Source organism: Microcoleus sp. N3A4, from assembly GCF_036701805.1.
Classification (GTDB): Bacteria; Cyanobacteriota; Cyanobacteriia; order Cyanobacteriales; family Microcoleaceae; genus Microcoleus.
In genome coordinates, this window is the sequence record NZ_JAUBRJ010000001.1 from 251,238 (window position 1) to 277,827 (window position 26,590).

The following is a 26,590-nucleotide window of genomic DNA, read 5'->3' on the forward strand; positions in this document are numbered from 1 at the left end:
CTAAAATTTAGCTCAGTTAAGTTCTATCTAAAGACTGTAGGTTGGTACGACGCGAGGAAGATTTTTGGGCAGTCCTCAAAATTTTGAATGCGGATTATAGGTTGAGATATAGTACAGTTACATCGATTAGTAGACCATCCGTAGATGCGGAATAATAAAAAAGCTGATAGATTAATTCAGCCTAATTGCAGTTAAGGCAAAAACAACGCATCGGTGACTGAATCCCACCTGCTAAGGGGACTCGCCATGCCAAAAATTCCTGAATTTTTAACTCCTAATTCCCAAAGGGCGGTAGATCGAGTAACTGATTTTTAGAAGGTGGAAGCTGCGCGGGATTTTTACCTGTTTGGGCTGAAGTTTGGCGTATTTCCAGAGCAGTTTCGCCAGGATTTGCAGTGCGAGTAGGTACTATCTCCAAAGAATATACTGTCTCGGTTTTTGCAGGGGCAGGATTTTGGGCTTTCGTGAGCAAGTCAACAGCATCTCCGAGGGCGGTGGTTAAATTTTTGCTAGTCTCGGCGTGGCGGGCTTCTTCTTGTTTGAGGGCTTGAGTGAGTTGTTTGATTTGTTCGATCGCCCGATCGCGCTCTTCGAGAACTTCTGTTAACTTAGCTTTAAGTTCGCCTACTGTTTGCAGTTGTTCGACTTCCTGCTGTCGGGCAACTCCAGCATCGTCGCCTTCGGGTACAAGGGGCGAAAAATTTTGTAATTGCTCTATTTGTGCTTCCAGAGAAGCGATGCTTTGCTGAGTTAATTTAGCATCATTCCGCCGCTGTTCGGCTTCGGTATTGTAGAGTTGGCGCCACTGAGCGGCACTTTCACCGGCTTCATCGCGATCGCGCGAAACTTCTGTTAACTGCTGTTGCAGCCGCTTGATTTCATCTAACCACTGTCTGACATCCTGAGCCATAATATTGATTTTAGATTTTAGATTTTAGATTTTAGATTTGGAATTGAGAATTGGCAATTGCGAGTTGATAATGGCTTAATTAATTAACGACTTGTTTCATATCAAATCCGGTGGCATCGGAATTATGTAGTGCGAGCGTCCCGCTCACGATTTGGGTAGCGAGCGGGACGCTCGCACTGACATCATCCAAATATATTATTCCGATGCAACCGTCCATGATATTACCTCATCTTTCGCCCCGTTTCCTATGCGCTATGAACATTTTTTACTGGCTGCGGTACCTGATTTTAGCTTTGTTTCAGGAATTTTTGAGGCTGCTGAGAGCTCTCAAAAGAAAATTTGGTAGTTTTTGGCTGTTTTGTCGGTGTTTGACTTGGGACACGCTGAAAGAAGTCGGCGCGAAGGCGGGAGAGCAGCGCTTGCCGGGGCTGTCTGCGGAAATGGCTTACAATTCTATGCTGGCGCTGTTTCCGGGGCTGTTGGCTATCTTATCGGCGATCGCCCTCTTTGAACCTTTGCAGTCTACACTGTATCAAATCGCCCGTCTTTTGGGCGAAGTCATACCCGATAACGTTCGGAATTTGATTGGCGGCTTAATCAAAGAAATTCTGTTAACTCGCAGTAAAGGGCTATTTTCGGTGAGCTTTCTTGCCTCGATTTGGGCATTTTCTGGGGTAATGAGCGCGGCGATGGCTGCACTCGATCGCATCCATGAAATCCCGAGCGCTCGAACTCGACCATTTTGGAAAGCAAAACTTATTTCTCTGGCGCTGAGTATCGGCACAATTATACTATTAATTCTGGCATCGGGAGTAGTATTTGTCAGCGACTTAATTGTACAAGCTATTGCCCGCCAGAGTTGCCTGCTGGAGTCCGTCGCCAATTGCGATTTAAAAGATGTTCAAAATTGCTTGCTGCTCGCCGGCACTTGCCCTTTGGAGTCGCAACTGTTAGGTGCTTGGCGGCTGTGGCGGTGGCCGATTTCTTTGGGAATTGTATCACTCGCTTTTGCCTTTATTTACCGCTACGGGCCTAGCCGCCGTCAACCAGATATTCCTATTTTGTCTGGAGCTGTTTTTGCTGCTATTTTGTGGGCGCTATTTTCAGCTTTATTTCGGTTTTATGTTTTGCACTTGGGAAATTACACTTGGACTTACGGCACGATCGGAACTTTTATTGTGTTGCTGCTGTGGCTCGATCTTTCTTCTTTGGTGATGCTGATCGGAGCTCAGTTGAATGTGACGGTGGGAAAGGCTATGAAACAATCAAAATTAAAATAATTTGTTAATCTTGAATTGTTAATTGTTATTTGCCGGATGCTGGCTTACCTGCGGAGTACAGTGCTGAGGATGCCCGCAACAAAAGAAAGCAAAATCAGTATCCAAATCACACCACCGGGAATGAATGTCAAGAGGCCAACACCTCTGAGAATCCAAACTAGCAAGGTGAGGCCCAGGATAGCCAAAAAGATGCGGGTAGATAGTCGCATTTGAAATCTAGGAGAATTAGTCATGTTGAATCTTAAAGTTTTGTCTGGATCAATGATAGCTGTTTTGCTGGCGATCGGCAGTTACCTCACTTTAATTTCGACTCCCGGTTCCGCTGTTGCGCCTGGGGCTGCAAATGTGCTGGGAGAAGCGGCAAATGCTGCTCAAAAAACACCTTCTGCAAGTTTAACAATTTCCGATCGCACAATTGGAGCGGCGAAGGTGGGGATGACTTTCGGACAATTGAAAAAAGCTCTGGGTTCCACGGCGCAGTTTAAGGTAGAGTCTCCTTTTATGGTAGACTTTGATGCTGTGGCTGTCAGCCAGTCGGGAAAAGTGCAATATCGGATTATTTATGCTGCGGGTACAAAGCTAAAAGATACGGATGTCATTGAACTTTTGATGACTGAGAATTCTAATTATAAAACAGTTCAGGGCGTCGGGCCGGGAATGACTCTGAAACAAGCTGAGGCAATTTACGGCAAGGCTACTTTATCTTATAACGTGGATAATGAAATGAGAGAGAATGTGGTTTTTGCCAACCAACCCACTAAAAAAATTATGTTTGCTCCCAAGGCTGAAGGGAAACAATTTGCGGGAGTTTACGTGGCTAGTCAAGGCAGTTTTCATGAGACTAATAAGTATCAGCCGAATGCTGTAATTAAGTCTGTGATGGTGCGGAAGTAAGTTATCAGTCCTGGACGCAAAAACCCGGTTTTTTAACGTAATTGCGTCATTTTAGGTTGATGGCGATCGCGAGAAACCGGGTTTTTTGCTGTTTCTGTCGGCTGTAGGAAGTATTCTCGCAAAAACCCGGTTTCTGGACACCTGCGCGGACTGAAGAAAACAAAAATTAAGGATTACCTGTGGGTAACTCCAAATACTCTTCGTTCTCCAGATAATCTCTGATATTTTCCAGTATTTGCGTCAAATACTCTACGACTTCTTCCTTCATTTCTAAGAGTTCCTCAATAGCCTGATCTCCGCCCACTTCCTCAAAAGACTTAATCCCGTGCGCTAAGTCATTCCTGTTGCTTTTAATAACTACAAGGTTTTGCCCGTTCTTTGTCTTAGCAAAGTCTGTTTGATATGAAAAACCGTATTTTTCTGCTATTTCTTTAATCAACCTAGCATCCACATTTCCTGAAAACAGTTCCTCGCGCTCAAATGTAGCTGTGATGATATCTGTAGAGATTTGGTTGATTGTTAAATGAATTTTCTTAGGAGAACGATTTTTAAGATTTTGAAGAACAACTATTTTGATTTTTGGTTTGAGATTGTCAAAAGAGATAGCTTTATTTTTTAACTCCTCGAATATGGCTTCAATCGCATTTCGCATAGTGGATTCAATTAAGTTATATAGTAACAAAAAACCATTAGCTCTCAGAGTTTTTGCTAACTCTGGATCGAGGCTTTGTATTTTGAATCTGCCAGCAGGATCGAATACAGCTAATTTCGTTGTCTGTTTTTCCAAGCTCTCCAGAAAAATGAAGTAATCATCCACATCTTTAGCGCGTGTATTAAAGTCGAAGAGTACAGTTTCCATGATTATCCTAGCAGTCGAGCGCAGACATATTCAATACACACAACAAAAATTTGATTTCCCAAACTAATACCCAGAGATTTTTGGCTCTCTTTAAAATGTATTTACTTTGCTATTAAAATGATTGTAGCCGCTCAAATAAATCTCTTCGGAATTCCTCATTTGCAGTTTTGCTTAGTTGGATTACCCGAAGTGTAGTTCGGTTGAAATGCCTCTGACGAGGCATGAGTAAATCACTAAACTTAAATCCATTCAAATGCTCTAATGTTTCCAGTCCACTTAAGGTTAATTCGTTGTTGACAAATCTGGTTAGAGTACGAATGCGTTCTGCACCGTCTACGATCTCTAAACGTGATTCATCATTTTTATCATCACCGATATCAGCAACGAATAGATAAGGTATTGGCAGCCCCAAAATTACAGATTCGATAAACTTTGATTGCCTTGCTTCATCCCAAGTCATTTCACGTTGGTAGTCTGGAATAAACAACTTATTAGTATCATCGTCAATTCCTTCCATATATTTTTGAACGAGTATTTCGAGTGGATACTGTTTGGTGTCGTAATTAATTTGCTGTCGCTTGTCCCGAATTTCGAGTTCAGCAGCATTTCTGTCTTGAAGCGTAATTTCTTCTAGTTTCGATCGCATATTTTTAAGTAACGAGAAAGTGTTGTGGATACGATCATTTTACCACAGCCCAAGGTTGATAAAGTCCTGTTCGGAGAATTTTAGTCTTGAGGCTACCGCAGTGTAAATTCTGATTTGGTTAAGATGGTACGACCGATCGCACTTACTAACAAAAAGTGCGATCGCAAATCTTTAGTTAACCGAAGTTGCCACGAAAATTAGCATTTATAACGCGCTGGTGACAGGATTGGAAGGACGGCCCAACGCAGATAAACGGTGACTGTCCCCACTGCGATCGAACACAACCTCAAACTTAACGTGGGGTATAGTTTGTCGCAAAAACTGAAAATGCCCGTCTGCATCGGAACGGCTGCGGAAGCGGGCAACAATTATCCATTGCTCAGAGGGTAACAAACGGGCGATCGCCCAACAACACAAGCGGTCTTTGTATGTCAACATAGAACTCGTCTCCATTGATATTTTTGGAGCCAGAGCCAGCCCGGAACCTTCCACAGTAAGGGGCTGGCTTCTGACTTTTTAGGGTCTGAACCCTATATACACTTATAGCATCATTTGATGTTATAAGATGCAAATAACATAAAAATATATAAAATGATGTTAGAGTGTAAAATTAAAGACAATTGAAGTAAAACCATGCCAGCCCATGCCTTCACGAATGCGAGTTACAGTTACACTGCCAGAAGACGTTCATCAAGCTTTGTCCGAATGGGCAGAAGAAGAAGATAGAACCCTTGCAAACCTGCTATCCCATGTGGCAGCTAAAGCAGTCAGAGAGCGTCAAGAACAGAAACAGGAAGAATCCCGGAGCGATCGCCCTTAAGCGATGGCCACAGTCTATAGCGCGTCGCGTGAGAACCCCGGTCTTTCAAGCTCTTGATGAAACGCAGTTGCAGTCTTTAGGCTGCGAGTGATCTGTGCTATACTCCAACAATGCGGAACAAGTAGGCGTATCAACTACGTGTTGAACCATTCCTAGAACGGTGAAATTCCAGGCAGTAAGACACCCTCAGCATTTTTATTATTGTCTGAGAAAGACTATGGCACAGCCAAGCAGCGCAGGATGGGGAGCGTACCGAACTGGCAAGAGTGTTGAAAAGTACGAACGAAAGCATGAAGTAAAAAAGTGAGCGTAATTGCAACACCAAAAGGTAGTTGTTTTAAACGTCTAGAGGTGTTTTGACAGCGCCTTCAAGAATTACCTTTTGGTAGTTTCTTTAGAATCCCTGCTGCTTCAGCACAGGGAGTGTCAAATCTTTAACCACCGAGGAGACAACACTGCCAGAAGACTACACAGAAGCAGAACTTTTCAGCAATCCTGAAGGCATTGCCCGAACGCGAGCGATCGCCTTACAGCAAGCTCTATCACCACCCGCGCAATCTAGAGTAACAATGGGTGCTGGGGTTGTTGAAGACGCCCAAGAAAACCGCAGAGTAGCGATCGGAACCAGCGAACCCAATGGTTACTTGCGTCCGGGAGTAAAGTCTGCACTCCTATTCGGAGAAACCGTTATTCCCGGTTTTGGCCATGCAGAAGCTAACATAGTTGCTTGGGCCGTTAACAATGATTGTAAAGTAATTGCAGTAGCAGCAGGGCGTCCTATTTGTGAAAACTGCGTCCAAACGATAGAAGGCGCTGGCGGCTTAGTCGCAAGTCCCCAAAAATCTAATCCAAGGAGTTAATTACACAATGACAGAAAATCGCTTAGAAATTATCGCTCCTGAACAATCGGAAATGCTGAAACAAGCAACTATTTCCGAACAGCGAAATGCAGCCAAAGCCGCTTGTAAATTCGCAATTGAGCGCACTAGCTTGAGTCACCCAATTCTTGACGAAGGATTAGAAGCGCTAGAAAAAGGTCAATGTGGTGATGTTTCACTTCAAAACAAACTTCAATCCTTGGTCGATCGACTCGATGAGATTCAGTGGGACTTGCAAGAAAAAATGGGAGAAGGCAATATAAAATTATCAGATTATTTAGCTGCATTTCACACAGCGCGCGCCGTTAATTCACTCTATTTTGCCCTAAATGCAGATCCTTTTGTAGCAGCATCTGAAGCTATTTATGAAGCTCATGCAGCTACAGAGGAGTTAGTTACTTTGAAACAAAAGATTTTAGAAGTTTTTCAATTACCTACCATAATTTAGAAAAAAAAGTGCATGAAGCCCAGCTATCCCGTAAAGAATCGCAAAAAAAAATAAGGTGGGCCGCAGCCCACCCTACCCAAATTATTTCGCAGTCACCAACTGAGCCGGCAGGCGCTTAAACGCCAACCTTTCATTCTCGATATCCACAAAAATCGTATCGCCGTCAGCAAAATCTCCCCGCAAAATACCCTTCGCCATTTGCGTTTCCAACTCGCGTTGAATTCCCCGCTTCAGAGGCCGCGCACCGTACACCGGATCGTAACCAATTTCTGCTAAGAAGTCGATCGCAGATTCCGACAATTTCAGAGACATTTTGCGATCGGCTAAACGACGTTCCAACCGCTTCACTTGCAACAGCACAATCTGCCGCAATTCGCGCTTGCTCAAACCGTGGAAGATAATCATCTCATCAATCCGGTTCAAGAATTCCGGGCGGAAAGTTCCCCGCATCGCTTCCATCACCCGACTCCGCATTTGTTCGTTATCTCCCGCCACATCTAAAATGTATTGAGAGCCGACATTCGATGTCATAATAATCACAGAATTCTTAAAGTCTACTGTGTGACCTTGAGCATCGGTAACGCGGCCGTCATCCAGAATTTGCAGCATGATATTGAATACATCCGGGTGCGCTTTCTCGATTTCATCGAATAGAATTACCGAATACGGACGGCGGCGCACAGCTTCAGTTAGTTGTCCGCCTTCATCGTAGCCAACGTATCCCGGAGGCGCACCAATTAACCGCGAAACTGCGTGTTTCTCCATGTATTCCGACATATCAATGCGGACGATCGCCTCTTCGGTATCGAACAGATAAGCCGCTAATGCTTTCGCCAACTCAGTTTTCCCTACACCCGTGGGGCCGAGGAAGATAAAACTCGCAACCGGACGATTTGGATCGGCTAAACCTGCGCGCGATCGTTGAATAGCATCTGCAACCGCCGTCACCGCTTCATTCTGTCCGATTACCCGTTTGTGCAGTTCATCTTCCAAGTACAAAAGTTTCTGCATTTCCGATTCAACTAACTTGCTAATCGGGATTCCCGTCCACTTAGAAATAATTTCGGCAATGTCAGATTCCGTGACTTCTTCCCTGAGTAAAGTTTTACCAGTGGTTTGAGTTGCTGTCAGTTGAGCTTCGGCTTCTTGCAGTTGTTTTTGCAACTCGGTCAACTTGCTATATTTCAACTCAGCAGCGCGGTTCAGGTCATATTTTAATTCAGCTTGTTGAATTTCAATATTTACCTTATCAATCTGTTCTTTAATCTTTTGAATGCTGCCGATGACATTTTTTTCAGATTGCCATTGGGCGTTCAAACCGCTTTGCTGTTCCTTGAGGTTGGCTAAGTCTTTTTCCAGTCTTTCCAAGCGTTCGATCGAAGCTGTGTTACTTTCTTTTTGCAGCGACAGTCTTTCCATTTCTAGCTGCAAAATCCTGCGGTCGATTTCGTCTAGTTCTTCCGGCTTGGAGGTAATCTCCATTTTGAGTTTAGCTGCGGCTTCGTCCACTAAATCAATGGCTTTGTCGGGGAGGAAGCGATCGCTAATATATCGAGTAGACAAAGTAGCCGCAGCCACTAGCGCGCTGTCAGAAATTTTGACCCCGTGGTGAACTTCGTACCGTTCTTTCAAACCGCGCAGAATTGAGATAGTATCTTCAACTGTTGGCTGGTCAACATAAACTTGCTGAAAACGGCGTTCTAGTGCTGCATCTTTTTCAAGGTACTTGCGGTATTCGTCGAGAGTTGTAGCGCCGATACAGCGCAATTCTCCCCTCGCTAACATGGGTTTGAGCAAGTTGCCGGCATCCATCGAGCCTTGAGTTGCACCCGCACCGACAACGGTGTGAATTTCATCGATAAATAATATGACTTTGCCGTTGCTGTCCATCACTTCTTTGAGTACCGCTTTCAAGCGTTCTTCAAATTCTCCCCGGAATTTTGCCCCGGCAATTAATGCGCCCATATCTAAGCTGATTAATTGTCGGTCTTTGAGAGATTGCGGCACATCTCCGGTGATAATTCGCTGGGCGAGTCCTTCGGCGATCGCAGTTTTTCCTACTCCCGGTTCCCCAATCAGTACGGGGTTGTTTTTGGTGCGGCGGCTCAATATTTGAATCGTCCGGCGAATCTCGTCATCTCTTCCGATTACCGGATCGAGTTTGCCTTGACGTGCGGCTTCTGTCAAATCTCGGCCGTATTTTTCCAGCGCTTCGTATTTGCCTTCTGGATTTTGATCGGTCACTTTGTTGTTCCCCCGGACTTGGGCAATTATTTCTTTGAGTTTAGCTTCATCTAGTTTAAATTCTTGCAGGAGATTTCTGCCAAAGCGATCGTCCTTAACGTACCCTAGTATCAAATGCTCGATCGAAATAAATTCATCGCCGTACTCTTTTCGGTAAGTTTCGGCGCGATCGAGCAAAGTGTCGAGAGAACGACCGAGATACACGTTGCCGCCGCTTCCAGTGATTTTCGGCTGGCGGCTGATAAACTCATCAGTGCGATCGCGCAATTTTGCTACAGAAACTCCCGCTTTGTTAAATAAGCTGCTAGCAAGTCCCGATTCTTGTTCCAGCAAAGCTTTCATAAGATGTTCGCTTTCTAGCTGCTGCTGCTGGACTGCTTTGACAACTTCTGGGGTACGCGCCAGCGCTTCCCAAGCTTTTTCTGTAAATTGGTTTGGATTATTCGGTTGCATAAAATTTAATTCCCTGAATTGAAAACCATTGATACTGTAGAGGCAATTGCTTAATTGCCCGTACAATCATCATTCTAGGGAGTTGCGGACGGGGGGCGGATCGGTGTTCCCCTCTCTTGAGATAGGTATTTCCGTCCTATGTAGCAGTCCCTGGCAGGGAAAAGGTAAACTGTCGGGTCTAAAATTTGCACTTTGATGAATTACCAAGTTGAGTTTAAGCCGAAAGCGATCGAAGATTTACAATCTTTGCCAGCGGAAGTACAAAGCCGAGTTTTGACTAAAATTGAGTTGATGCAAAATAACCTGACGGGGGATGTGAAACGCTTAACAAACTATACGCCAGAATATCGGCTGCGGGTAGGAGATTACCGAGTTTTATTTGAAATCGAGGAAGATGTTTTGGTAATCTACCGCGTCAAACATCGAAAAGATGCTTACTCTTAAACACCTGGAGGAAATATCCATGATTCAGTTACATCCTGAGTTTATTACCAAAAACGGCAAAAAAGAATTTGCAGTGATACCTTACGAAGAATTTGAAGCACTGCAAGCATTAATTGCTGACATAGAAGATTTGATGGACTTGAGGGCGGCCAAAGAGGAAGATGCAGATCGGCCTTCTGTGCCCTTAGCAGAGGTGAAGAGAATGTTAGGATTGTCTAGAGAATTGGATAAACCTTCATAAAATTGCATTGGTCAAGCGCGTTGAGGAGTTTTCCCGATCGCTCAACCTTGAAAAAATGCCTCCTAAACCTGTGTTTCCTGCAATATGGGGGCAACTTGAATCTGTGGCATCGGTTCGAGGGGAGTATTTACAGGTGCAAACCTGCAATAGCACACGACAATTGTCTCAAAGTCGCTGCTAGGTAAATCTTCCGAGTAAGTCTGAACTCTGACGACTTCCCAGTCTCCTACTCGGCTGTGGGTGTTCGCAGCGGGAAATTTTGGATCGGCAAACTTTTCTATCCGGTGAAATTCTCGAAATCTGTACCCCGGTTGAGGAATTGGTCGGTTAGAAGAGTCGAAGTGTTCGGCAAGAATGTCAGTGAGCATTCCCGTATGCGCTAGCAGTCTGTTTTCTGCACCTTCTTCTTCAGTCAAATCAGCTCTAAAAACGATATACTTGCCCATTGCTTATTCCTCCTTGTCGTCCATATAGTCGGGAAACTGAGTTTCGCCTTCAAATACGCAATTGTACTTGAGGGTGTCGTCTCCGGTTCGTTCTATTCCTAGCAACTTCCAGCCGTACTTCTCCTGCATTTTCCTACACCGCCAGCGCTCAGTTACGGCGTGCCTAGAGGTGTTGTCTTCTGGATTGGGTTCGGAACGACCGTTAGTCATTTTCCATTTTCCACTTTCTATTTTACTGATTTATGATTGTACGATCACCCGATCTAATTTCACTCTAATTTCACTCTGATATCCTTCATGCTTGCATCACCACCCGTTCCGGGAGACTGACAATAAAAGTTGAACCTTTACCGTCCTCGCTTTCAACCCTAATTTCGCCGCCGAGAATTTGACACAAACGCTGGCTAATTGTCAATCCCAAACCCGTGCCTCCGTACTTGCGGGTAGTCGAGGCATCAGCTTGGGTAAAAGGTTTGAATATCTGCTCTAATTGCTCGTCCGTCATGCCGATGCCGGTGTCGCTGACTCGAAAAATTAAAACTTGAGAAGTGTAGTTTGAACCCGAGTAAAAATCATTATTTTTATTTTGTTTCGCCGACCTTGATTTTTCAATTATAATTCTTTCGACGCCGATAGTAATGACGCCTTTTTCGGTAAACTTGGCAGCATTGCTGAGCAAATTGAGGAGAATTTGCCGGACTTTCGGTTGGTCGGCGTACATGGTGCCGAGTTCGCCTTTGGCTTTCAGCGCTAAAGCATTGCCTTTTTTTTCTACTAGCGGTTGAGCTGTAGTCATCACTTCTTCAATCATGGTCGCCACGTCGAAGTTTTCCAAATAAAGGGTGACGTGACCGGCTTCTATTTTGGAAATGTCGAGGATGTCGCTGATCATATCGAGCAAATGTTTGCCTGCGGTTTGAATTTTTTCTAAGTCCGGGAGAAAGTCTTCTGAACCGGAATCTTGAGCATCTTCTTGCAGCATTTCGCTGTAGTTAATGATGGCGTTGAGGGGGGTGCGGAGTTCGTGGCTCATGTTGGCAAGAAATGCACTTTTCGAGCGGTTGGCAGCTTCGGCTGCTACTTTTGCTTCGTGCAATTCTTCTGTGTATTCCGCTACCCGCTGAATCAGTTCGTTGAGGGAAGTTGCTAGCATTCCCACTTCGTCGGAAGTAGTGACGGGTACTTGCAAATCAAAGTTCGATTCTTCTGTCACTCGCTGAGCGATGAGGGTTGTGGCTTCTAAGGGGCGGGCGATCGCCCTGCTGGTGTATGCTGCTAGAATTGCTGCGATCGCGGCTGATATCAAGAGAGAGCCAACGAGAATCAGAGTTCCGAGTTTTTCTGCTTTCTCGTAGGTTCTAAATGCCTCGTCTGCTTTCTCGCGAAAGCTGGTGGCCAGTTGGGCTGAATCCAGGGAAAACTGCTCGAGTTTCAAAGCAGTTTCGCTAGTGACAAAATTGTTTAAGTTCCGCTGAAAACCTAGTCGCTGTTTCGGGTTCAAACCAGATAATTTTGTACTTCCCAACAGATTCTGTACTTGTTGGAAGTAAGCTTCTACTGTTTTGCCGTTGACTTGACTGAATTCTTGAAGCAGTTGGTAATCTTGGGCAACTGCGGAATTTGAAGTCAGCGACTGGGTTTGAAGTTGTTCGAGTTGTCCGCTCATCTGGGCGACGCGGGTCAGGAATTCCGAGCGTTCGCGATCGAAAATTTGCGGTTTTGCCGTCAGACTAGCCAGCTCTTGCTGGTGAATTCTGACTTCCTGCACCGTATTATTTAGGTTGGTCAGGATTTCGGCTTTATCTCGGTCGATCGCTAGTTTTTCTCTAACTTGCTGTTTGTGATAGGATTCTACTCCCCGTCCCGCCACAGCACCCAAAATGGCAATACCAATGACCAAGGCGTATCCGCAGCCGATTTTCTGCCTGATACCCAAGCGACTGAACAGATTTCTCAACTCTGTTTGAGGAGAGTTCTGGGGTTGATTTTTTGAGGCTAAGGTTGAAGACATGGGCAATATACTCGTCACCCTGAGAGGCACTATCTATATTCTAATTGATGCCTGCGTGAGGGTAAATAGAGTTTTTCATCCTCAACCAAATTTCGGCACTTTCGGGTCGGTGCAGGGTTCCACTGCTTTCTCTGCTTGACAGTTTGGCGAAGTTGTGAATAACTAATTAAAAATTACGAGTTATAAGTTGCAAGTTATGAGTTAGATTTGTTATTCACAACTCTACTCACAACTCACAACTTGTAAGTTCTCCTCTACGGGCAAAGTCGAAATTGTGCTATCTCAGTAGGAATTTTTGAAGCATTAGGTACATTTGCAGAGGCAGGAACGAAGATTCCCATGCCGAAATTGCAACCCTCTGCCTTCGTGCATTCGCCCGGTTTAGCACTGATTTGATATTCGCCTTGGGATGGGGGAGTAAAAGAGATTGACGCCAGTTCGCCTGTTTTTTGACTTACAGCGATTTCCTGGCCGCTTGCATCCTTGAGAGATAAGTTTAAATCCTGGCAATTTCCGTCGCAAGCGGCAACAAAAACATACTCCACATTAGGATGCAGCGTCGCTCTAAAAGGAGATGTAACTTGCTTGCGAACTTGGCCCAGCAACGGCACAAATACTAATTTTTGACCGTTGCCTTTCCGCTGGTCAACTTCTGTTTTCAAGCGACAAACAACCGTTTTTTGGTCGTCGGTCAGTTCTTGAGCAATCGCATTTCCTACAATTGCAGTACCGAGGATCAGGGCAATGCCGGAAATAACCAGATGTTTGAAATTCATTGATGTCCCTTAAACTTAATGTTGGGTGATTGCAATAGACCGCTTTTGTCAGCAGTCTATTGGTTTATCTGGAGCCTATCACATTTGTTGACTTTTCCTAAAAAACAAGTCGGAGAAAAGTGCGATCGAACTCATGTCTGGTTTTAGATGAATCTGGCGTCAGCTATCGCCGAAACTCCACAGATTGCGGACGTTAGGAGCAGAACCTCGTCCTGATTGTATTGTACTAAATTAGGGCGATCGGCATCGGGATCTAGAAACCGGGTTTCTGGGCGGATGCGGAGCAGCTAAACCTAAGATTTATAGTAGAGACCGGGTTTAACAAGACCTGAATGAGTCCAAGACTGTAAATGTCTGATACAGGTTCCCAAATTCCCGACCAACAACATAATACCAATTTAAAAAAGTCTTGCTACAATCATCAATCTTATACCAATTCTTAAAAGTCGTAGCTCCCCGTAAGGACACGGCAATGCCGTGTCCCTACTCAAAATCCACCCGTTAAATCCGTTAAATCCGTTCTACAATCCCTTGCCTAACTTCCTGCTTCCCCTCATTTATCGCTGTTCCGAAAATTCCACGCAGGAACAAACTTAGAATCACCCCAAACGCCGCGGCGATTTTTCTTAGCTTCGGCCTCCGCTTGTTCCAAAATACTTGCACTCGGACAGTTTTTCAAGTAAGGACGGTAAACCATTGCTAATCCTTCGCGGATCAAAACTTCTTGGGCAAATGTGCCGTTTGGCAAGCGAACTTCGCTCACTTTGCGGCCGTAGCGGTCAGTATCGGTGACGGTCAAAACAACGCGATCGCCCCCTTCTTTGACTAGCTGCTGCATTCTTTGATGCGCTAGATTTCCCCACTTAAATTGATTTTTTTGTGCTGCTGCTTTGCTATTTTTCTCAGCATTTGTGTGCGCGACTTCCGGCGCATCTACACAGGCAAAACGCACTTTGATATCTTTCCCGGCGCTATCGCTGGCGACAAGGGTGTCGCCGTCGCTGACTCGCTTTACAGGATAGTTGTTGGGCGCTAACTTTGGTTGACACCCGAAGGTTAACAACAGCATAGCAACTGCGCTAAAGGTTTTTATTTGTGAGAAAATCGCGATTTTAGTTTGGCTCATATTTCTGTGTTTTATTTAGTTTCCATCCAATTCTGCCCAGCGTGGATGTCAACTATCAGCGGTACGCTAAGTGGCAGAGCATTTTCCATCGCCGTTCTAATTTTAGGCTGCAATTCTTCCCATTCATCGGGAGGTACTTCAAAGATTAATTCATCGTGAACTTGCAGCAGCAGCCGCGCCTGATAGTTTTGCAAAATTTTGTGTACCTCAATCATGGCAAGTTTAATGATATCAGCACTGGAGCCTTGAATGGGAGCGTTGGCGGCCGCCCGCAAAGATTGGGCATCATCTCTGCTGATAGATTTAAGTCTATCGGAGTGAATGTCTTGGGGATTGCGGCCTTTTAAGTCGCGGAGACTTTCGCTCTCGAATTTTAAATAGCGGCGGCGGCCGAGTATTGTGGTAACGTATCCGAGGGCGATCGCCTCTTTTTTTACTTTCTCCAAAAATTCAAAAACCTTACTGTAACGCTCGTTAAATCGCTTAATAAACTCTTTGCCGTCTGCTGCGCTTTTACCCATCGATTTGCCAAACTTAATCGCCCCCATACCGTAAATTACCCCAAAATTAATCGTCTTGCCAAACCGTCTTTCGTCCGGCGTTACTTCCTCTTTTTCAAACAGCAGTTGAGCCGTCACGGTATGCACATCTCGGTTATTTTGATAAGCTTCAATTAACACAGGTTCTTGACTCAAGTGAGCCAAAATCCGCAGTTCAATTTGAGAATAGTCAGCCGACACCATCACCCAACCTGGCTCCGGTAAAAAAGCCTTGCGAATTTGCCGCGAAAACTCGGTGCGGATGGGAATATTTTGTAAATTTGGATTGGAAGAAGAAAGCCTTCCCGTACCCGTTGCAGTTTGGTTGAAATCTGTATGCACTCGCCCGGTATCAGCACGCACTAACTGCGGCAAAGCATCGACATAAGTTGATTTCAACTTGGATAATGTTCGGTGTTCTAATAAATCGTCTACAATCGGGTGGTCTCCTTGCAATTTATCCAATACAGCGGCGTCTGTAGAGTATCCCGTCTTAGTTTTGCGAGACTTTTTCTGAAACTCATCCGGGATTTTTTCTAACAATATTTCGCTGAGTTGTTTCGGGGAACCTAAATTAAACTTTCTCCCCGCTGCTTGATAAGTTTTTTCTTCTATTTCTGTTAAGCTCTTTTCTAGCTGCTGTGACAGTTCTTGCAGGTAAGCTGAATCAATGCGAATTCCGCAGTATTCCATTTCTGCTAAAACTGGTTCTAGGGGCTGTTCTACTTCCAGCAATAACCCCTCCAAAGTTTTTCCGGGAAAGCTAGATTTATCAGCTTCCTTCAATTCTGCTCTAAGTTTATTTACTAACCCAAATGTGGTGTGAACATCCATACCGCAGTAGTCGGCTACCGCCGGAATACTGATGTCAGCAATTGTTTTGTTTTTCGGCACTAATTCATTGTAACTTTTGGCGACAATGCCTAAGTATTTCCTTGACAATTCGCTGAGACTGTGGCTAGTTTCTGGGTTGAGTACGTAACTGGCTAGCATGGTGTCGAAGACGACTCCGGCTAGTTTGATTCCCTGACAGCGCAGGATCGATCGATCGAACTTAGCATTTTGCAGCGCTTTCGGATAATTCTCGCTTTCCAAAATCGGACGCAAAGCATTTAAAACTGCGGCTTTGTCCAAGTTTTTGCCCGTTTTATGTCCCGTGGGAATGTAAGCGACATCCCCTTCACCGGTTCCCCAACAGCAGCCAATTCCGACTAATTCGGCGTCTCGCGGTTCGATCGCGGTGGTTTCGGTATCCCACGCCACGGGTGAGGATTTGTCGGTGCAGGTTTGCAGCAGTTGGACTAATTCGTTTAACTGTTCGGTTGTTTGAATTATTCGGGGTTTAATGGGTAATTTGTTTTGCTGCTGGGCGGCTAGCGTTTCTGCGGGACTAAAAAACGACAAGTCGTCGTCTTCGTCTTCTGAACTTTCAGAAGTTTGAGGTGACTTATCTATTGTGGGGTGGGCATCTTGCCCGCCCTTTGCAACAGGCAAGATGCCTGTTCCACTGTTCATTGAATTGATTGTGGGTTGGGCATCTTGGCCGCCCTTTTCCAATGGTTGTTCTACACCGCCAAACCGTTTTTGAATTTGTTTTACTTTGTTTAAAAATGTCTTAAATTCCAATTTTTCCAGCATCGGAATCAAGGCTGATTCGTCAAAACCTATAAGTTGGCAATCCTCTAAGTTGATTTCCAAGGGCACTTCTTGGACAATTGTCGCCATGCGCTGAGAATGATAAGCAGCTTCTTTGCCTTCTTCTAGCTTTTTCTTAGTTGCGCCTTTAATCTCGTCGATGGCAGCATAAATTCCTTCGAGGGAATTGTAAGCTTCCAGCAGTTGCAGGGCGGTTTTGTCGCCGATGCCTTTAACTCCGGGGATGTTGTCGGATTTGTCGCCGCACAAAGCTTTGTAATCTACTACTTGTTCTGGCAAAATGCCGAGTTTTTCTTTGACTGCTTCCGGGCCGTATTCTTGGGATTTGCCTTTTCCCGATCGCCTGAGCTCATCGGTACTCAAATACAATACGCTGATTTGTTTGTCGGTTTCTACTAATTGAAACAAATCTCGATCGCCCGTGAGGATTTTGACCTGATAACCTGCCGCGCTGGCTTTGTTTGCCAAAGTTCCCAAAACATCGTCCGCCTCGAAGCCGGGAGCAGTAATTGCTGGTAAATTCAAATAGGTGAGGAGTTCTTGCAGGTTTTTGATATCTGGGATAAAATCTTCGGGAGTTTCCGCACGACCGGCTTTGTAAGTTTCGTCGGCTTCGTGGCGAAAAGTGGGCGTGGCGAGGTCAAAGGCGATCGCCATGTACTGGGGGTCGTGGGCGGCCATAACTTCCAGCAGCGACTTGAGAAAGCCAAAGCAGACGCTGGTGGGAATGCCCGTCGTAGTTCGCAAGCCTCCGTCTCGACTTTTGGCGAAGGCGAAGTAGGAGCGAAAGGCCAGAGAGTGACCGTCAACTAGGATGAAGGTGGGTGCTTGATTTTCCGACACAGACACAGATCCCGATCGCACGAAAGTATTTTCTCATTGTAGCTATAGCAGAAGAAGGACTTGCGTAAACACGCAATATTATTTGCGCTTACTCCCCTATCAACCGGAAGACTTGAATGACAGAATAAAACTATCAACTTTACAAACAGGTCTGAATCATGAACAAGGTAATGGTTACACTCATCTCTATAGCTACCCTTGGGCTAGGCATTGCTGTTCCCCTCCAAGCCAATGCTCAGACTATGAAGCCAACAACAAAAGTTGCGCTTGAATCCCAACGTCACCATGAATACCGCGTCCAGTATCACCGCCCCAATCAAAAAAAATGGATAAATGCTGGCACTTTCCGAGCTCGTGCATCTGCTAACAAAGAGGTTCAAAAACTAGAGCATAAAGGTTATAAAGCCAGAATTGTAACTCTGTAGGCTTACAGAATAGAGGGAGAAAATATGCCATTGATAATTTGCCGCTTTGTCCAGAGTGGAGGTCGAGTTTTCTTCTTCTGAGACGGACTTGCGTAAACACGCAATCTTATTTGCGCTTACTTCCCTATCAACCGGAAGACTTGAATGACAGAATAAAACTATCAACTTTACAAACAGGTCTGAATCATGAACAAGGTAATGGTTGCGCTCATCTCTATAGCTACCCTTGGGCTAGGCATTGCTGTTCCCCTCCAAGCCAATGCTCAGACTATGAAGCCAACAACAAAAGTTGCGCTTGAATCCCAACATCGCCATGAATACCGCGTCCAGTATCACCGCCACCATCAAGAAAAATGGATAAATGCTGGAACTTTCCGAGATCGTGTAGCGGCTAACAAAGAGGTTCAAAAACTAGAGCATAAAGGTTATGAAGCCAAAATTGTAACTCTGTAGGCTTACACAATAGAGGAGGGAGAGAAAACGCGAGTGCTGCTCGCCTTTCCCCTCCCTCACGACGATCATTATCAGTAACAGCTCGCGTTATATAGCCAGTCTAAATAGTCGTGAAAACGAGTGTGCTGAAGAAATGATAAAATATAGCAATCCTCGCATCAGCCGCCTCTATCGATCGAGACCAGAATCCTTGCAGTGCGAGCCAGAAAGCTCGCGTATAATGCAAGCAAATCATTTAGGATTGCTATAGTTATGGCGGTCAAACTATGAGTTCTCAAACACAACGCTTTCTGGTCATTGAGGATCACCCTGAAGTCGGTCAAAATAATTGTGAATTTTTGAGGATGATAGAGCCTCAGTGTTCCTGCATTATTCAGGAAACCCCTGAAGAGGGGATTGAGCAACTCAAGCAAGAGAACATAGATTTAGTAGTAGTTGACTTACAATTTGGGACTTTGACAGGCGAGGAGTCAGCCAAGCCAGGTTTAGCGCTACTAAACCACATTTTTGAGCATCACCCTCTGTTAAATGTTCTCGTCTATACCAGCGAACCAAGCTATTTAAGGCAAGTCGTGAAGCAAATATTTGAACATCAAGGGGGATTTGCTGTCGTTAATAAAATGGAAAGACGGAATGCTTTTCTAGAAGGAGGTCGTAGTGCTTTAGCTGGACAGTGTAAGATTCCTCGGAATTTAATGAACGAAATGCCATTGACTGATAAGGATAGAACGGTACTGGACTTGTTATGCAACCAAGCCCTTACAGATCAGGCAATTGCAGATCGGATGCATATATCCCTCAAAACAGCTCAGAACTACGTCCAGAGTCTCAAAGCAAAACTGAATGTCGATCAGCTTGACGGTCAACTTACTAATACCCGAATCGCAGTTTGCATGGAGGCAATTAAACGTAGGTTAATTGGGTAGTCATACCCTTTTTTGCTATGATCTTATGGGGTGTCCATCGTCCATTCAAGTGTTACCCGCATCCCGCCTTCTTCTAATGAAACCCTTTGCCAAGCCCCATTTGGAAGCTCAGCGGCAATAGTTTTCATCAGTTTAGTGCCATATCCACCACTACGACGTTTCTTGTGAGGAATATCTAATAAGATAGGGGTTAGGCTAGTTCCATTATTCTCGATCGCTAATCGGCACTGACGATCTTTTTGAGTAAGCGAGACTGAAACTTGCGTTGCAGATCCGTTTGGAGGTTGGGCATGACGAATCACATTAGCGATCGCTTCTCGAAAAAAGCGAAAGATATCCTCTCTCGAATCAATCCAAGCACTATCAGATTTTGGTTCTCGCAGGGGTTGTAGATGCTCCTTGACAATCAAGGTTAATTCTCTTGAGTTAATCAGTTTTTGGAGCCATTGGTGTATCCCCCGATCCAGTCCAGATTGCAATTCTGGTGTAATCTCTAGCTTTTCTGCAATTGTGCGCGTGCTGCTGAGCTGATTGCGAAGCGCAAGCCCAACTGCTTCTAATCGATCTAAGATTGAGTTAATCACGGGAGATGGATGAGTGAGGGCTAGAAGCTCAATACTATCCATTGCCAATTTGAGTTCTTGAAGTGGGCCATCATGAATGTCTGTTGCAACTCGATGGAGGAGTTTCCGCGATTGCAAAAGAACAGCCTGTCGCTCAGCTAATTTCTGCTGTTGTTGGATAGACTGCCTGAGAATTGAATAAATGGCTACACCTGAACCTGTTCCAACCCAACCTAAGATTGGGATGGATAATGGAAGAATTAACCCTTGATAGAACAAGATAAAACTTAAAGCTACATAGCTTCCTACCAAGATCGGAAGAAGCCAGCCAACCAGCAGATGAACAGGTATAAGTTTATGCTTTTTGCCTTGGCTAAGTATATATAGGCTGATGAAGTCAAGACCCAAAGTTGTGATGATGTAGTCATACCAATTCGGGATTCTTGTCAGAAATGAATGGGTCATCAAACTAGCTATTTGATTAGCTTCTACTTCTGCAACAGACATCTCCCCAAAAGGAGATAGTTCTCGATAGGTTTCAAATCCTTTCCCTTCGGGAAGATCGATTAATACAAGTTTATCGTGGAGCTTCTGAAGAGATTGGGGGTCAAAGGAAGGATTACAGTGTTCTATCTCTAGCTGAGAGGAAGGACATTTAAAATGAAGATCGATACTAGGAAATGTATCAGCAGAACCCCAGAAGTTCGTTTGAAAAGATAAAAGAGTTTGTAAATTGGTAATATTTTGAAAACCTTTGAGATTTCCTGAGTTCATATAGAATTTTTCTAATGCCATCGTTGCCACAGATTTAACCTTATGATGTATATTAATATCTGGATCGTCTTCATAGCTAAAATTGGAAAATAGCTCGGCTTTTCGAGCTGGGCTGTCTAAGCTTTGTGGATGTGCTGCATATCTGAAGTAACTTACTATCTGCTCTGGGGGAATAGAGGGATTTATACTTTCCTTATCGAAAGGAAGTAAATTATGATAATCATTTATGACTGAATTTTCTGAGGGCAAGTTACTTGGACGAGCCACCAAAACAATCTGGTTTGAATATTTACTAACCAACTCTTGAAAGGGATGTTCTAACTGAGTATCTGTATCAAGATCGATGTACTGGCTCATTTGAGCAGGCAAATTTATGACTACAAGCTTTGCACCGCTGTTGATTAAGCTTTTCACTAAAATTGCATAGAAAATATTCAGTTTATATAAGTTATGAAAGTTATATCCTAAAATGGCAGGCTGCTTAATCTTAAGCAGGAGAATTTCATTTGGCAGAAGCGCAGGTTTATGCAGTCGTATTAGACTATCCTGAATATCCAGCTCCATTTTATTGAGCATAGGTAAGTTGCTAGATACTGCACAGTAAAATAAGCTCCAAGCAGTTACTAAGCCAATACCTATTGCTGAACGATATCTGATAGTGTTCATTCGATATTTCCATTATTTATTTGTTCGGTGCAGTCGCTCAAAAATTGTTTGCTTGGGTCGGATTCGGTTTAAAGTTATACTAATTCTAAAAAATCATGTAACAGCAGCCTCCGGGTGCGTCGCCCCACACTAATTCTCAAAAAAAGCGACAATCTCACAGCGACGCACCTTACACGAGCGGGTGAGCGTAAACAAACCAAAAACTCATAACTGTTGCAAGATTTTGGAGAATTGGTATTACACACAAATCTTGTGAACACTGTCTAAACCGCCAATGAGCCAATTTTGTACTAATCAATCGTTCCATCATAGATAGTACCATTCAAATGAAACCCGTATATCGATCGGACATTATTGCCGTCAATTTCTAGTTTCAGTTTAACCGAGCCTCCTTGTCCAATACCATCAGTAATTCGTCCAGCACCAATCCAGACTTGGGTTGCTGTGGCTGGGATATCTAACAGACTCAATAAAAGTAAAGTTTGGCATACAATACGAGATGCAAAAGGAAGCATGAGCCATTGATTTTTAGTTCAATAGTACAATTCTGACATTTGCCTTTGAGGGCGAATTTTCTTCTCCAGTATATAGCAATTCACGGTTTGGTGAGGTACACCTAAATAGCTGTAAAGCTTATAGAACCCATTTGGGATCTCTGATGATGAGTTAAGATAGAAAAAAAATGTCGTACTCCCGCAGCTTAACCGATAAAGAGTGGGAACTCATCGAGCGATTATTACCACGAAACAAGAAAACCAGACCGCCTACTCAGTCAAAGAGAGAAATCTTGGATGTTACTGAGATGTTGCACCATTGTCAATAAGCCTTTTATGAACGGGCTCTCCGGCCCGTTCCACAAGAAAATCTACTCTTCGCTTCACAGGCATCTTGCCTGTTCTTGAAAATGGTGCAAGATGTGAGATGTTATCTTCTATGAATCGCCAGCGGTAAACGCACGGGTGGTCAGAAACCGGGTTTTTTGCATGATACTTCGTTAGAGCTCGCAGAAACGGTAAAAAACCCGGTTTCTGAAGGTTGTGATGCGTAAGTCCCAATCTCAAATCTCAAATCTCAAATCGCTTGACTGTGCAGCTTGGCTGAGAATAGTACAAGATGTTAAGTGCGATTCCCTACGGGATAGCTTCGCTTCACGCAAATTTACAAACACCTGCCGATCGAAGCCTATGGCTGACATTAACCGATGCTACGAAATCCTGGAAATTGAGCCGGGAACTTCGTTAGAAGAAATTAAGCGCGCTTACAGGGATTTAGCCTTTGTGTGGCATCCCGATCGGTTTGCCCACAACGATCGCCTGCAACAAAAAGCTCACCAAAGATTAACAGAAATTAACGAAGCTTACCAGCAGTTGGTGTTGTTTCTGAGTCAGCCTGAATCGAGGTCGATCGACAAACAGTTTCAACAGCAACCGCCCCCTGCGCCGGAAAAGCCGCTGAGAAGGCGTTCTGGAAAATCAGCCGGCAGGCCTGCTTCCCAGCGCAGTCAAACCCGCCCCAAAGCGGCCTCCAAAAAATTTCCAACTCAAAAGAATTCTTCAAGCAAGAAACGATTTACAACTCAAAATCGCCAAGCGCGGCAGGGAAGAAAGCAACCTGGGCGAAGCGTTGCGAGGGAAGCAGGGCTATCTCAAAACTATCCAAAGCTTGTGTCGAAAAGGAAAAAAGAATTTTCAACTCAATACACAAAACCGCGGCCATCTCAAAACTATTCAAGCTTCCCTTGGGGGCCACTGACAATCGCCGTGGCGAGTTACGCTGTGACCGGTTGGATTTTGACGGTATCAGCCGCCCCATCAGCCGCCCCGCTGTGGATGTGGGCTTTAATCTGCGGTGCAGATTGGCTGTGGGCCGCGATTTTGCTGGCGGAGGGTTCGGCAACGCCCAGAGTGTGGCTGGCGGCGTTGGTTTCGGCTGGGGCGGTGGGGGGGTCGATCGCCGGTTTTCAGGCGGGAGGAATGGTAACAGGGGCTGCTTGGGGCGCAGTTGGCGCTGGTTTGGGGGCGATCGCCAGTTCCGAGGCCGAGTCTCGGGCTGTGGCTGCTGTTTTGGCTGTGGCGGGAGTGGTGACAGTGGCGGGATTGATGGCTGGAACTGCTTCTGGGGATTGGCTGAAGGCGGTGGCGGCGGCGGTGTGTTGGGCGATTGTCGGCTTGACGTGCGGGCTGGCGGCGGAACTAGGGGTGAATTCTGGCGGCCCCGTCGGGCTCGGAGGTGCGATCGGGCTGGGGATTGGGGCGTGGGCGGGGGCGTGGGCTGGGGCGGGTTCTGAGGCGATCGCCCAAGCCTTAGTCATCGCTGGGTCTAAGACTGTTTATGGGGCTTGGGCTGCGATCGGGATTATTGCTGGAGTTGTGGCGCGGATGGTAGCAGCAGAAAGGTCGATCGTCAGCGGCAGCGGGCTTTACACGTTTATCCTGTTGGTGGCTACTTCCGGTTTCGGGCTGTGGCTGGGCCACTGGTTGGGCGATCGTAATCTTTTGAATTAATCATCAGTCATCAGTCAGTAGTTATTAGTTATTAGTTATTAGTTATTAGTTATTAGTTATTAGTTATTAGTTATTAGTTATTAGGGAAAATTCTCAATTCCCAATTTCCAATTCCCAATTACCAATTACCAATTCCCAATTCCCATCAAGAATTAATGTAAAATCTGTGACAGGAATTTCTTTGTCCGCTCGTTAGAAGGATTGTTAAAAAACTTATCGGGAGTAGTATCTTCCACCAGCACACCATCAGCTAGGAAGATAATGCGATCGGCGACTTCACGGGCAAAGCCTACTTCATGGGTAACGCAAACCATCGTCATGCCGCTATCCGCCAGACCTCGCATTACCTGCAACACTTCCTGCACCATTTCTGGGTCAAGGGCTGAAGTCGGCTCATCAAAAAGCATGACTTTAGGACGCATGGCTAAAGCGCGAGCGATCGCCACCCGTTGCTGTTGACCACCCGACAACTGTCCGGGGTATTTGTTTGCTTGGTGAGCAATCCCGACTCGCTCCAGCAGTTCCATGCCCAACTTGTCAGCCTCTGGTTTAGACATTCCGCGCAAGTGGAGCGGCGCTAGAGTGACATTGCCCAAAATTGTCAGGTGAGGAAATAGGTTAAATTGCTGAAACACCATCCCCACCTCGCGCCGCACCATTTCAATGTTTTTAGCATCGTGCGAAATCAGCGTCCCATCAATCTCAATGCTGCCTTTTTGGTATGGTTCTAACGCATTGAAAGTACGAATAAAGGTGGATTTGCCAGAGCCCGATGGCCCCATTAACACCACCACCTCGCCTTTATTTACAGTCAAGCTGATTCCTTTGAGTACATGAAACCCATTGCTATAGGTTTTTTCGACATTTTTAGCGATGATGATTGGCTCTAAGCGATTGCTTAACCCGGTGGCTTGATTGACGCTAGATTGGGAGTCGTACATTTTAATATTTTCCTTGCGATAATGTTGGGAATTCTATCTGGATAGTTGATGCGTTTTGTTGATTTGCTTTTGACCCCGCCCAAAAATAGGTACTTCCGAACGACACGAAGGTCAGGGTCGATCCGAAAATTTTAGACTTCTGTTTTGGCTCCCAGATTCAATCCTGCAACTAAATCTCAAATCTCAAATCTCAAATCTCAAATCTCAAATTGACTGACCTAAGTTGCTGGAGGAGGAGTCAAGTCTGGCAGTGGCTCGCCAAACCATTTCAACGAAAGTTCATTTAATTTGCCTGACTGCTTCATGTCATCAATAATGTTGTCAAGTTTTGCTACTAGCTTTAGGTCTCCTTTACGAACACCGACGTAGCAGGGTGAGTTCTTCATGATGAACTTGTTTTCAATTTTGATATTGGGATTATCGCGAATTACTTTGGCAGCGACGACATTCCCAGTAGCAATCAGTTCTACTTGACCTGATATCAAAGCAGATGCAGTTAAACTGTTGCTAGAAAATCGTTTGACTAGAGGCGCTTGGTCTGGCGATATCTTGGAAATTTCTAAATCTTCTAAAGAACCTTGAGCAACGCCAAGCGATCGTCCTTTGAGATCGTTGACTGAGGGCGCTTTGATATCTGGACTGCCATACACCCCTGAAAAAAATGGCGCATAGGGCTTGGAAAAGTCAATAATTTTGGCGCGAGCTGGATTTTTGCCCAAACTGGAGATCACGATATCAACGCGATCTGTCTGAAGAAACGGAATGCGATAGTTGCCGATCACAGGCACTAACTCCGATTTGACTCCCAAAGCCTTGGCGATCTCGTTTGCCACATCGATGTCATAGCCTTGCGGCTGCATATCGAAACTCATCGATCCAAACGGCGTAAAGTCATTGGGAACTGCTACTTTGATCGCTCCTGCTGCCATGATTTTGTCTAAAGTTTTATCTGGCTCGCCCTTGGGAGGTGCAACTGCCGAAGGGTTAAACACAGCCATTGAGGTTATGGACTTAGTTGGGCTCGAGCAAGCAGCAATGCTCACAGTCAGAATCAAACTGGCGAGAAACAACGCGATCGCCTGATGCCATTTGTTGGGAATCAATTCCTTAAATATTTTCATCATCAGCAACACTCCAAATATCCCTCTGGTTGATATTTCTATGATTTGTAGTTGAGTTGCTTCTCCAACCGCTGACTCCAAAGAGATAGCGGATAGCAAAGAATAAAATAAATTAGACCAGCTATCGAAAAGACCAAGAGTGAGTTCAATGTGACATTATTGATCTCAGAAGCGACACGAGATATCTCAGAGAACCCAATTACTGATGCCAGCGAAGTCCCTTTAATTACCTGCACGAGGAAGCCGACAGTCGGTGCGATCGACATTTTAAGCGCTTGGGGCAGAACGATTAACTCTAGCTGTTTAGAATAGCCAAACCCCAACGCTGAGGCAGCTTCCCACTGTCCTGCGGGAACAGCTTCTATCGAGCCGCGCCAGATATCTGCTAGAAATGAACTGGTAAAAGCCGTCAGAGCAATGGTAGCGGCTGCAAGTGGCGATAAATTTATCCCAAAAACCACCGACATACCGAAAAATGCCAGAAAAAGCTGTAAAAGTAATGGTGTTCCTTGAAAGAACTCGATATAGATCAGACTTAAGCCTTTAATCCATTTGTTGGGAGATATCCGCATCAGCATCAATAAAAAACCAACAATTCCGCCTACAACAAAGGCGATGATAGACAAGATAATTGTCCATTTTGCCGCCACCACCAAGTTAATGAATATCTGCGGTACTGTAAATCCATTCATTTTATCTTTCC

The 26,590-nt window shown here is 45.0% G+C and carries 28 protein-coding genes; 11 read left to right on the forward strand and 17 right to left on the reverse strand.

Annotation, left to right across the window (positions count from 1 at the left end; translation table 11 throughout):
- Positions 1 to 274: 274 nt before the first annotated feature.
- The gene (locus tag QUA56_RS01190; RefSeq protein WP_333352103.1) at positions 275 to 910 is read right to left on the reverse strand and encodes a hypothetical protein; all 636 of its coding nucleotides are present in this window, start codon (positions 908 to 910) and stop codon (positions 275 to 277) included.
- Positions 911 to 1,164: 254 nt separating this feature from the next.
- Between QUA56_RS01190 and QUA56_RS01195 the strand changes: the two genes are divergently transcribed.
- Positions 1,165 to 2,190, forward strand: a complete 1,026-nt coding sequence (locus tag QUA56_RS01195; RefSeq protein WP_333352105.1) for a YihY/virulence factor BrkB family protein — start codon at positions 1,165 to 1,167, stop codon at positions 2,188 to 2,190.
- Positions 2,191 to 2,234: 44 nt separating this feature from the next.
- On the opposite strand, the gene QUA56_RS01200 is transcribed toward QUA56_RS01195, so the two are convergent.
- Positions 2,235 to 2,423: a hypothetical protein gene (locus tag QUA56_RS01200; protein ID WP_333352107.1), complete on the reverse strand. Its 189-nt coding sequence runs from the start codon at positions 2,421 to 2,423 to the stop codon at positions 2,235 to 2,237.
- On the opposite strand from QUA56_RS01200, the gene QUA56_RS01205 reads away from it, so the two are divergent.
- Positions 2,422 to 3,084 carry a hypothetical protein gene (locus QUA56_RS01205; RefSeq protein ID WP_333352108.1) on the forward strand — a complete coding sequence of 221 codons (663 nt, stop codon included), beginning with the start codon at positions 2,422 to 2,424 and terminating at the stop codon, positions 3,082 to 3,084. The two genes, QUA56_RS01200 and QUA56_RS01205, sit on opposite strands and share 2 nt — an antisense overlap.
- 166 nt (positions 3,085 to 3,250) lie before the next feature.
- On the opposite strand, the gene QUA56_RS01210 is transcribed toward QUA56_RS01205, so the two are convergent.
- From QUA56_RS01210 to QUA56_RS01220, 3 genes are all read right to left on the reverse strand, one after another.
- Entirely contained in the window at positions 3,251 to 3,943 is a 693-nt protein-coding gene (locus QUA56_RS01210) for an MAE_28990/MAE_18760 family HEPN-like nuclease (protein ID WP_333352110.1), read from the reverse strand.
- 112 nt (positions 3,944 to 4,055) lie between these two features.
- Positions 4,056 to 4,589 (reverse strand): DUF262 domain-containing protein, encoded by a 534-nt coding sequence (locus tag QUA56_RS01215; RefSeq protein WP_333352112.1) that lies wholly within the window; start codon positions 4,587 to 4,589, stop codon positions 4,056 to 4,058.
- Positions 4,590 to 4,793: 204 nt separating this feature from the next.
- The gene (locus tag QUA56_RS01220; RefSeq protein ID WP_333352114.1) at positions 4,794 to 5,027 is read right to left on the reverse strand and encodes a hypothetical protein; all 234 of its coding nucleotides are present in this window, start codon (positions 5,025 to 5,027) and stop codon (positions 4,794 to 4,796) included.
- 205 nt (positions 5,028 to 5,232) lie between these two features.
- Between QUA56_RS01220 and QUA56_RS01225 the strand changes: the two genes are divergently transcribed.
- The 3 genes from QUA56_RS01225 (at position 5,233) to QUA56_RS01235 (ending at position 6,735) form a co-directional block, all read left to right on the forward strand.
- Positions 5,233 to 5,409, forward strand: coding sequence for a ribbon-helix-helix domain-containing protein (locus QUA56_RS01225; protein WP_333352116.1), 177 nt, complete (start codon positions 5,233 to 5,235; stop codon positions 5,407 to 5,409).
- 569 nt (positions 5,410 to 5,978) lie between these two features.
- Positions 5,979 to 6,269, forward strand: coding sequence for a hypothetical protein (locus QUA56_RS01230; RefSeq protein WP_333352118.1), 291 nt, complete (start codon positions 5,979 to 5,981; stop codon positions 6,267 to 6,269).
- A 7-nt stretch (positions 6,270 to 6,276) separates the two neighbouring features.
- Positions 6,277 to 6,735 (forward strand): hypothetical protein, encoded by a 459-nt coding sequence (locus QUA56_RS01235; RefSeq protein ID WP_333352120.1) that lies wholly within the window; start codon positions 6,277 to 6,279, stop codon positions 6,733 to 6,735.
- Positions 6,736 to 6,816: 81 nt separating this feature from the next.
- On the opposite strand, the gene clpB is transcribed toward QUA56_RS01235, so the two are convergent.
- Complete coding sequence (gene clpB / locus QUA56_RS01240; protein WP_333352122.1) at positions 6,817 to 9,432, reverse strand: ATP-dependent chaperone ClpB; 2,616 nt, start codon at positions 9,430 to 9,432, stop codon at positions 6,817 to 6,819.
- Positions 9,433 to 9,627: 195 nt separating this feature from the next.
- On the opposite strand from clpB, the gene QUA56_RS01245 reads away from it, so the two are divergent.
- Both QUA56_RS01245 and QUA56_RS01250 read left to right on the forward strand, forming a co-directional pair.
- The gene (locus tag QUA56_RS01245; protein ID WP_333352124.1) at positions 9,628 to 9,876 is read left to right on the forward strand and encodes a type II toxin-antitoxin system RelE/ParE family toxin; all 249 of its coding nucleotides are present in this window, start codon (positions 9,628 to 9,630) and stop codon (positions 9,874 to 9,876) included.
- Positions 9,877 to 9,895: 19 nt separating this feature from the next.
- The gene (locus tag QUA56_RS01250; RefSeq protein ID WP_333352126.1) at positions 9,896 to 10,117 is read left to right on the forward strand and encodes a type II toxin-antitoxin system prevent-host-death family antitoxin; all 222 of its coding nucleotides are present in this window, start codon (positions 9,896 to 9,898) and stop codon (positions 10,115 to 10,117) included.
- Positions 10,118 to 10,179: 62 nt separating this feature from the next.
- On the opposite strand, the gene QUA56_RS01255 is transcribed toward QUA56_RS01250, so the two are convergent.
- The 6 genes from QUA56_RS01255 to polA form a co-directional block, all read right to left on the reverse strand.
- Entirely contained in the window at positions 10,180 to 10,563 is a 384-nt protein-coding gene (locus tag QUA56_RS01255; protein WP_333352127.1) for a hypothetical protein, read from the reverse strand.
- Between the two features lie 3 nt (positions 10,564 to 10,566).
- On the reverse strand, positions 10,567 to 10,773 hold the full coding sequence (locus QUA56_RS01260; protein WP_333261877.1) for a hypothetical protein: 207 nt from the start codon (positions 10,771 to 10,773) through the stop codon (positions 10,567 to 10,569).
- 85 nt (positions 10,774 to 10,858) lie between these two features.
- Entirely contained in the window at positions 10,859 to 12,574 is a 1,716-nt protein-coding gene (locus tag QUA56_RS01265; RefSeq protein WP_333352129.1) for a HAMP domain-containing sensor histidine kinase, read from the reverse strand.
- A 254-nt stretch (positions 12,575 to 12,828) separates the two neighbouring features.
- Complete coding sequence (locus QUA56_RS01270) at positions 12,829 to 13,350, reverse strand: hypothetical protein (RefSeq protein WP_333352131.1); 522 nt, start codon at positions 13,348 to 13,350, stop codon at positions 12,829 to 12,831.
- 553 nt (positions 13,351 to 13,903) lie between these two features.
- The gene (locus QUA56_RS01275) at positions 13,904 to 14,476 is read right to left on the reverse strand and encodes a thermonuclease family protein (RefSeq protein ID WP_333352133.1); all 573 of its coding nucleotides are present in this window, start codon (positions 14,474 to 14,476) and stop codon (positions 13,904 to 13,906) included.
- Positions 14,477 to 14,487: 11 nt separating this feature from the next.
- Positions 14,488 to 17,535 (reverse strand): DNA polymerase I, encoded by a 3,048-nt coding sequence (polA, locus tag QUA56_RS01280; RefSeq protein ID WP_333352135.1) that lies wholly within the window; start codon positions 17,533 to 17,535, stop codon positions 14,488 to 14,490.
- A gap of 137 nt (positions 17,536 to 17,672) precedes the next feature.
- Between polA and QUA56_RS01285 the strand changes: the two genes are divergently transcribed.
- From QUA56_RS01285 to QUA56_RS01295, 3 genes are all read left to right on the forward strand, one after another.
- Positions 17,673 to 17,939, forward strand: coding sequence for a hypothetical protein (locus QUA56_RS01285; protein WP_333352137.1), 267 nt, complete (start codon positions 17,673 to 17,675; stop codon positions 17,937 to 17,939).
- Between the two features lie 186 nt (positions 17,940 to 18,125).
- On the forward strand, positions 18,126 to 18,392 hold the full coding sequence (locus QUA56_RS01290) for a hypothetical protein (RefSeq protein ID WP_333352139.1): 267 nt from the start codon (positions 18,126 to 18,128) through the stop codon (positions 18,390 to 18,392).
- 266 nt (positions 18,393 to 18,658) lie between these two features.
- A complete protein-coding gene (locus QUA56_RS01295; RefSeq protein ID WP_333352141.1) occupies positions 18,659 to 19,318 on the forward strand; it encodes a LuxR C-terminal-related transcriptional regulator in 660 nt (219 codons plus the stop codon).
- A 23-nt stretch (positions 19,319 to 19,341) separates the two neighbouring features.
- Here QUA56_RS01295 and QUA56_RS01300 read toward each other — a convergent pair whose 3' ends face one another.
- Both QUA56_RS01300 and QUA56_RS01305 read right to left on the reverse strand, forming a co-directional pair.
- Positions 19,342 to 21,321 carry an ATP-binding protein gene (locus tag QUA56_RS01300; protein ID WP_333352143.1) on the reverse strand — a complete coding sequence of 660 codons (1,980 nt, stop codon included), beginning with the start codon at positions 21,319 to 21,321 and terminating at the stop codon, positions 19,342 to 19,344.
- A 290-nt stretch (positions 21,322 to 21,611) separates the two neighbouring features.
- Entirely contained in the window at positions 21,612 to 21,836 is a 225-nt protein-coding gene (locus QUA56_RS01305; RefSeq protein WP_333352144.1) for a hypothetical protein, read from the reverse strand.
- Positions 21,837 to 22,505: 669 nt separating this feature from the next.
- Here QUA56_RS01305 and QUA56_RS01310 point away from each other — a divergent pair.
- Positions 22,506 to 23,825 (forward strand): J domain-containing protein, encoded by a 1,320-nt coding sequence (locus QUA56_RS01310; protein WP_333352145.1) that lies wholly within the window; start codon positions 22,506 to 22,508, stop codon positions 23,823 to 23,825.
- 152 nt (positions 23,826 to 23,977) lie between these two features.
- Here QUA56_RS01310 and QUA56_RS01315 read toward each other — a convergent pair whose 3' ends face one another.
- The 3 genes from QUA56_RS01315 to QUA56_RS01325 all read right to left on the reverse strand — a co-directional run bounded on the left by QUA56_RS01315 (position 23,978) and on the right by QUA56_RS01325 (position 26,579).
- Positions 23,978 to 24,766 (reverse strand): amino acid ABC transporter ATP-binding protein, encoded by a 789-nt coding sequence (locus QUA56_RS01315; RefSeq protein ID WP_333352147.1) that lies wholly within the window; start codon positions 24,764 to 24,766, stop codon positions 23,978 to 23,980.
- Between the two features lie 218 nt (positions 24,767 to 24,984).
- Entirely contained in the window at positions 24,985 to 25,986 is a 1,002-nt protein-coding gene (locus QUA56_RS01320) for a transporter substrate-binding domain-containing protein (RefSeq protein WP_333352149.1), read from the reverse strand.
- Positions 25,926 to 26,579, reverse strand: coding sequence for an amino acid ABC transporter permease (locus QUA56_RS01325; RefSeq protein ID WP_333352151.1), 654 nt, complete (start codon positions 26,577 to 26,579; stop codon positions 25,926 to 25,928). The genes QUA56_RS01320 and QUA56_RS01325 overlap by 61 nt, the downstream gene beginning before the upstream one ends.
- Positions 26,580 to 26,590: the final 11 nt, after the last annotated feature.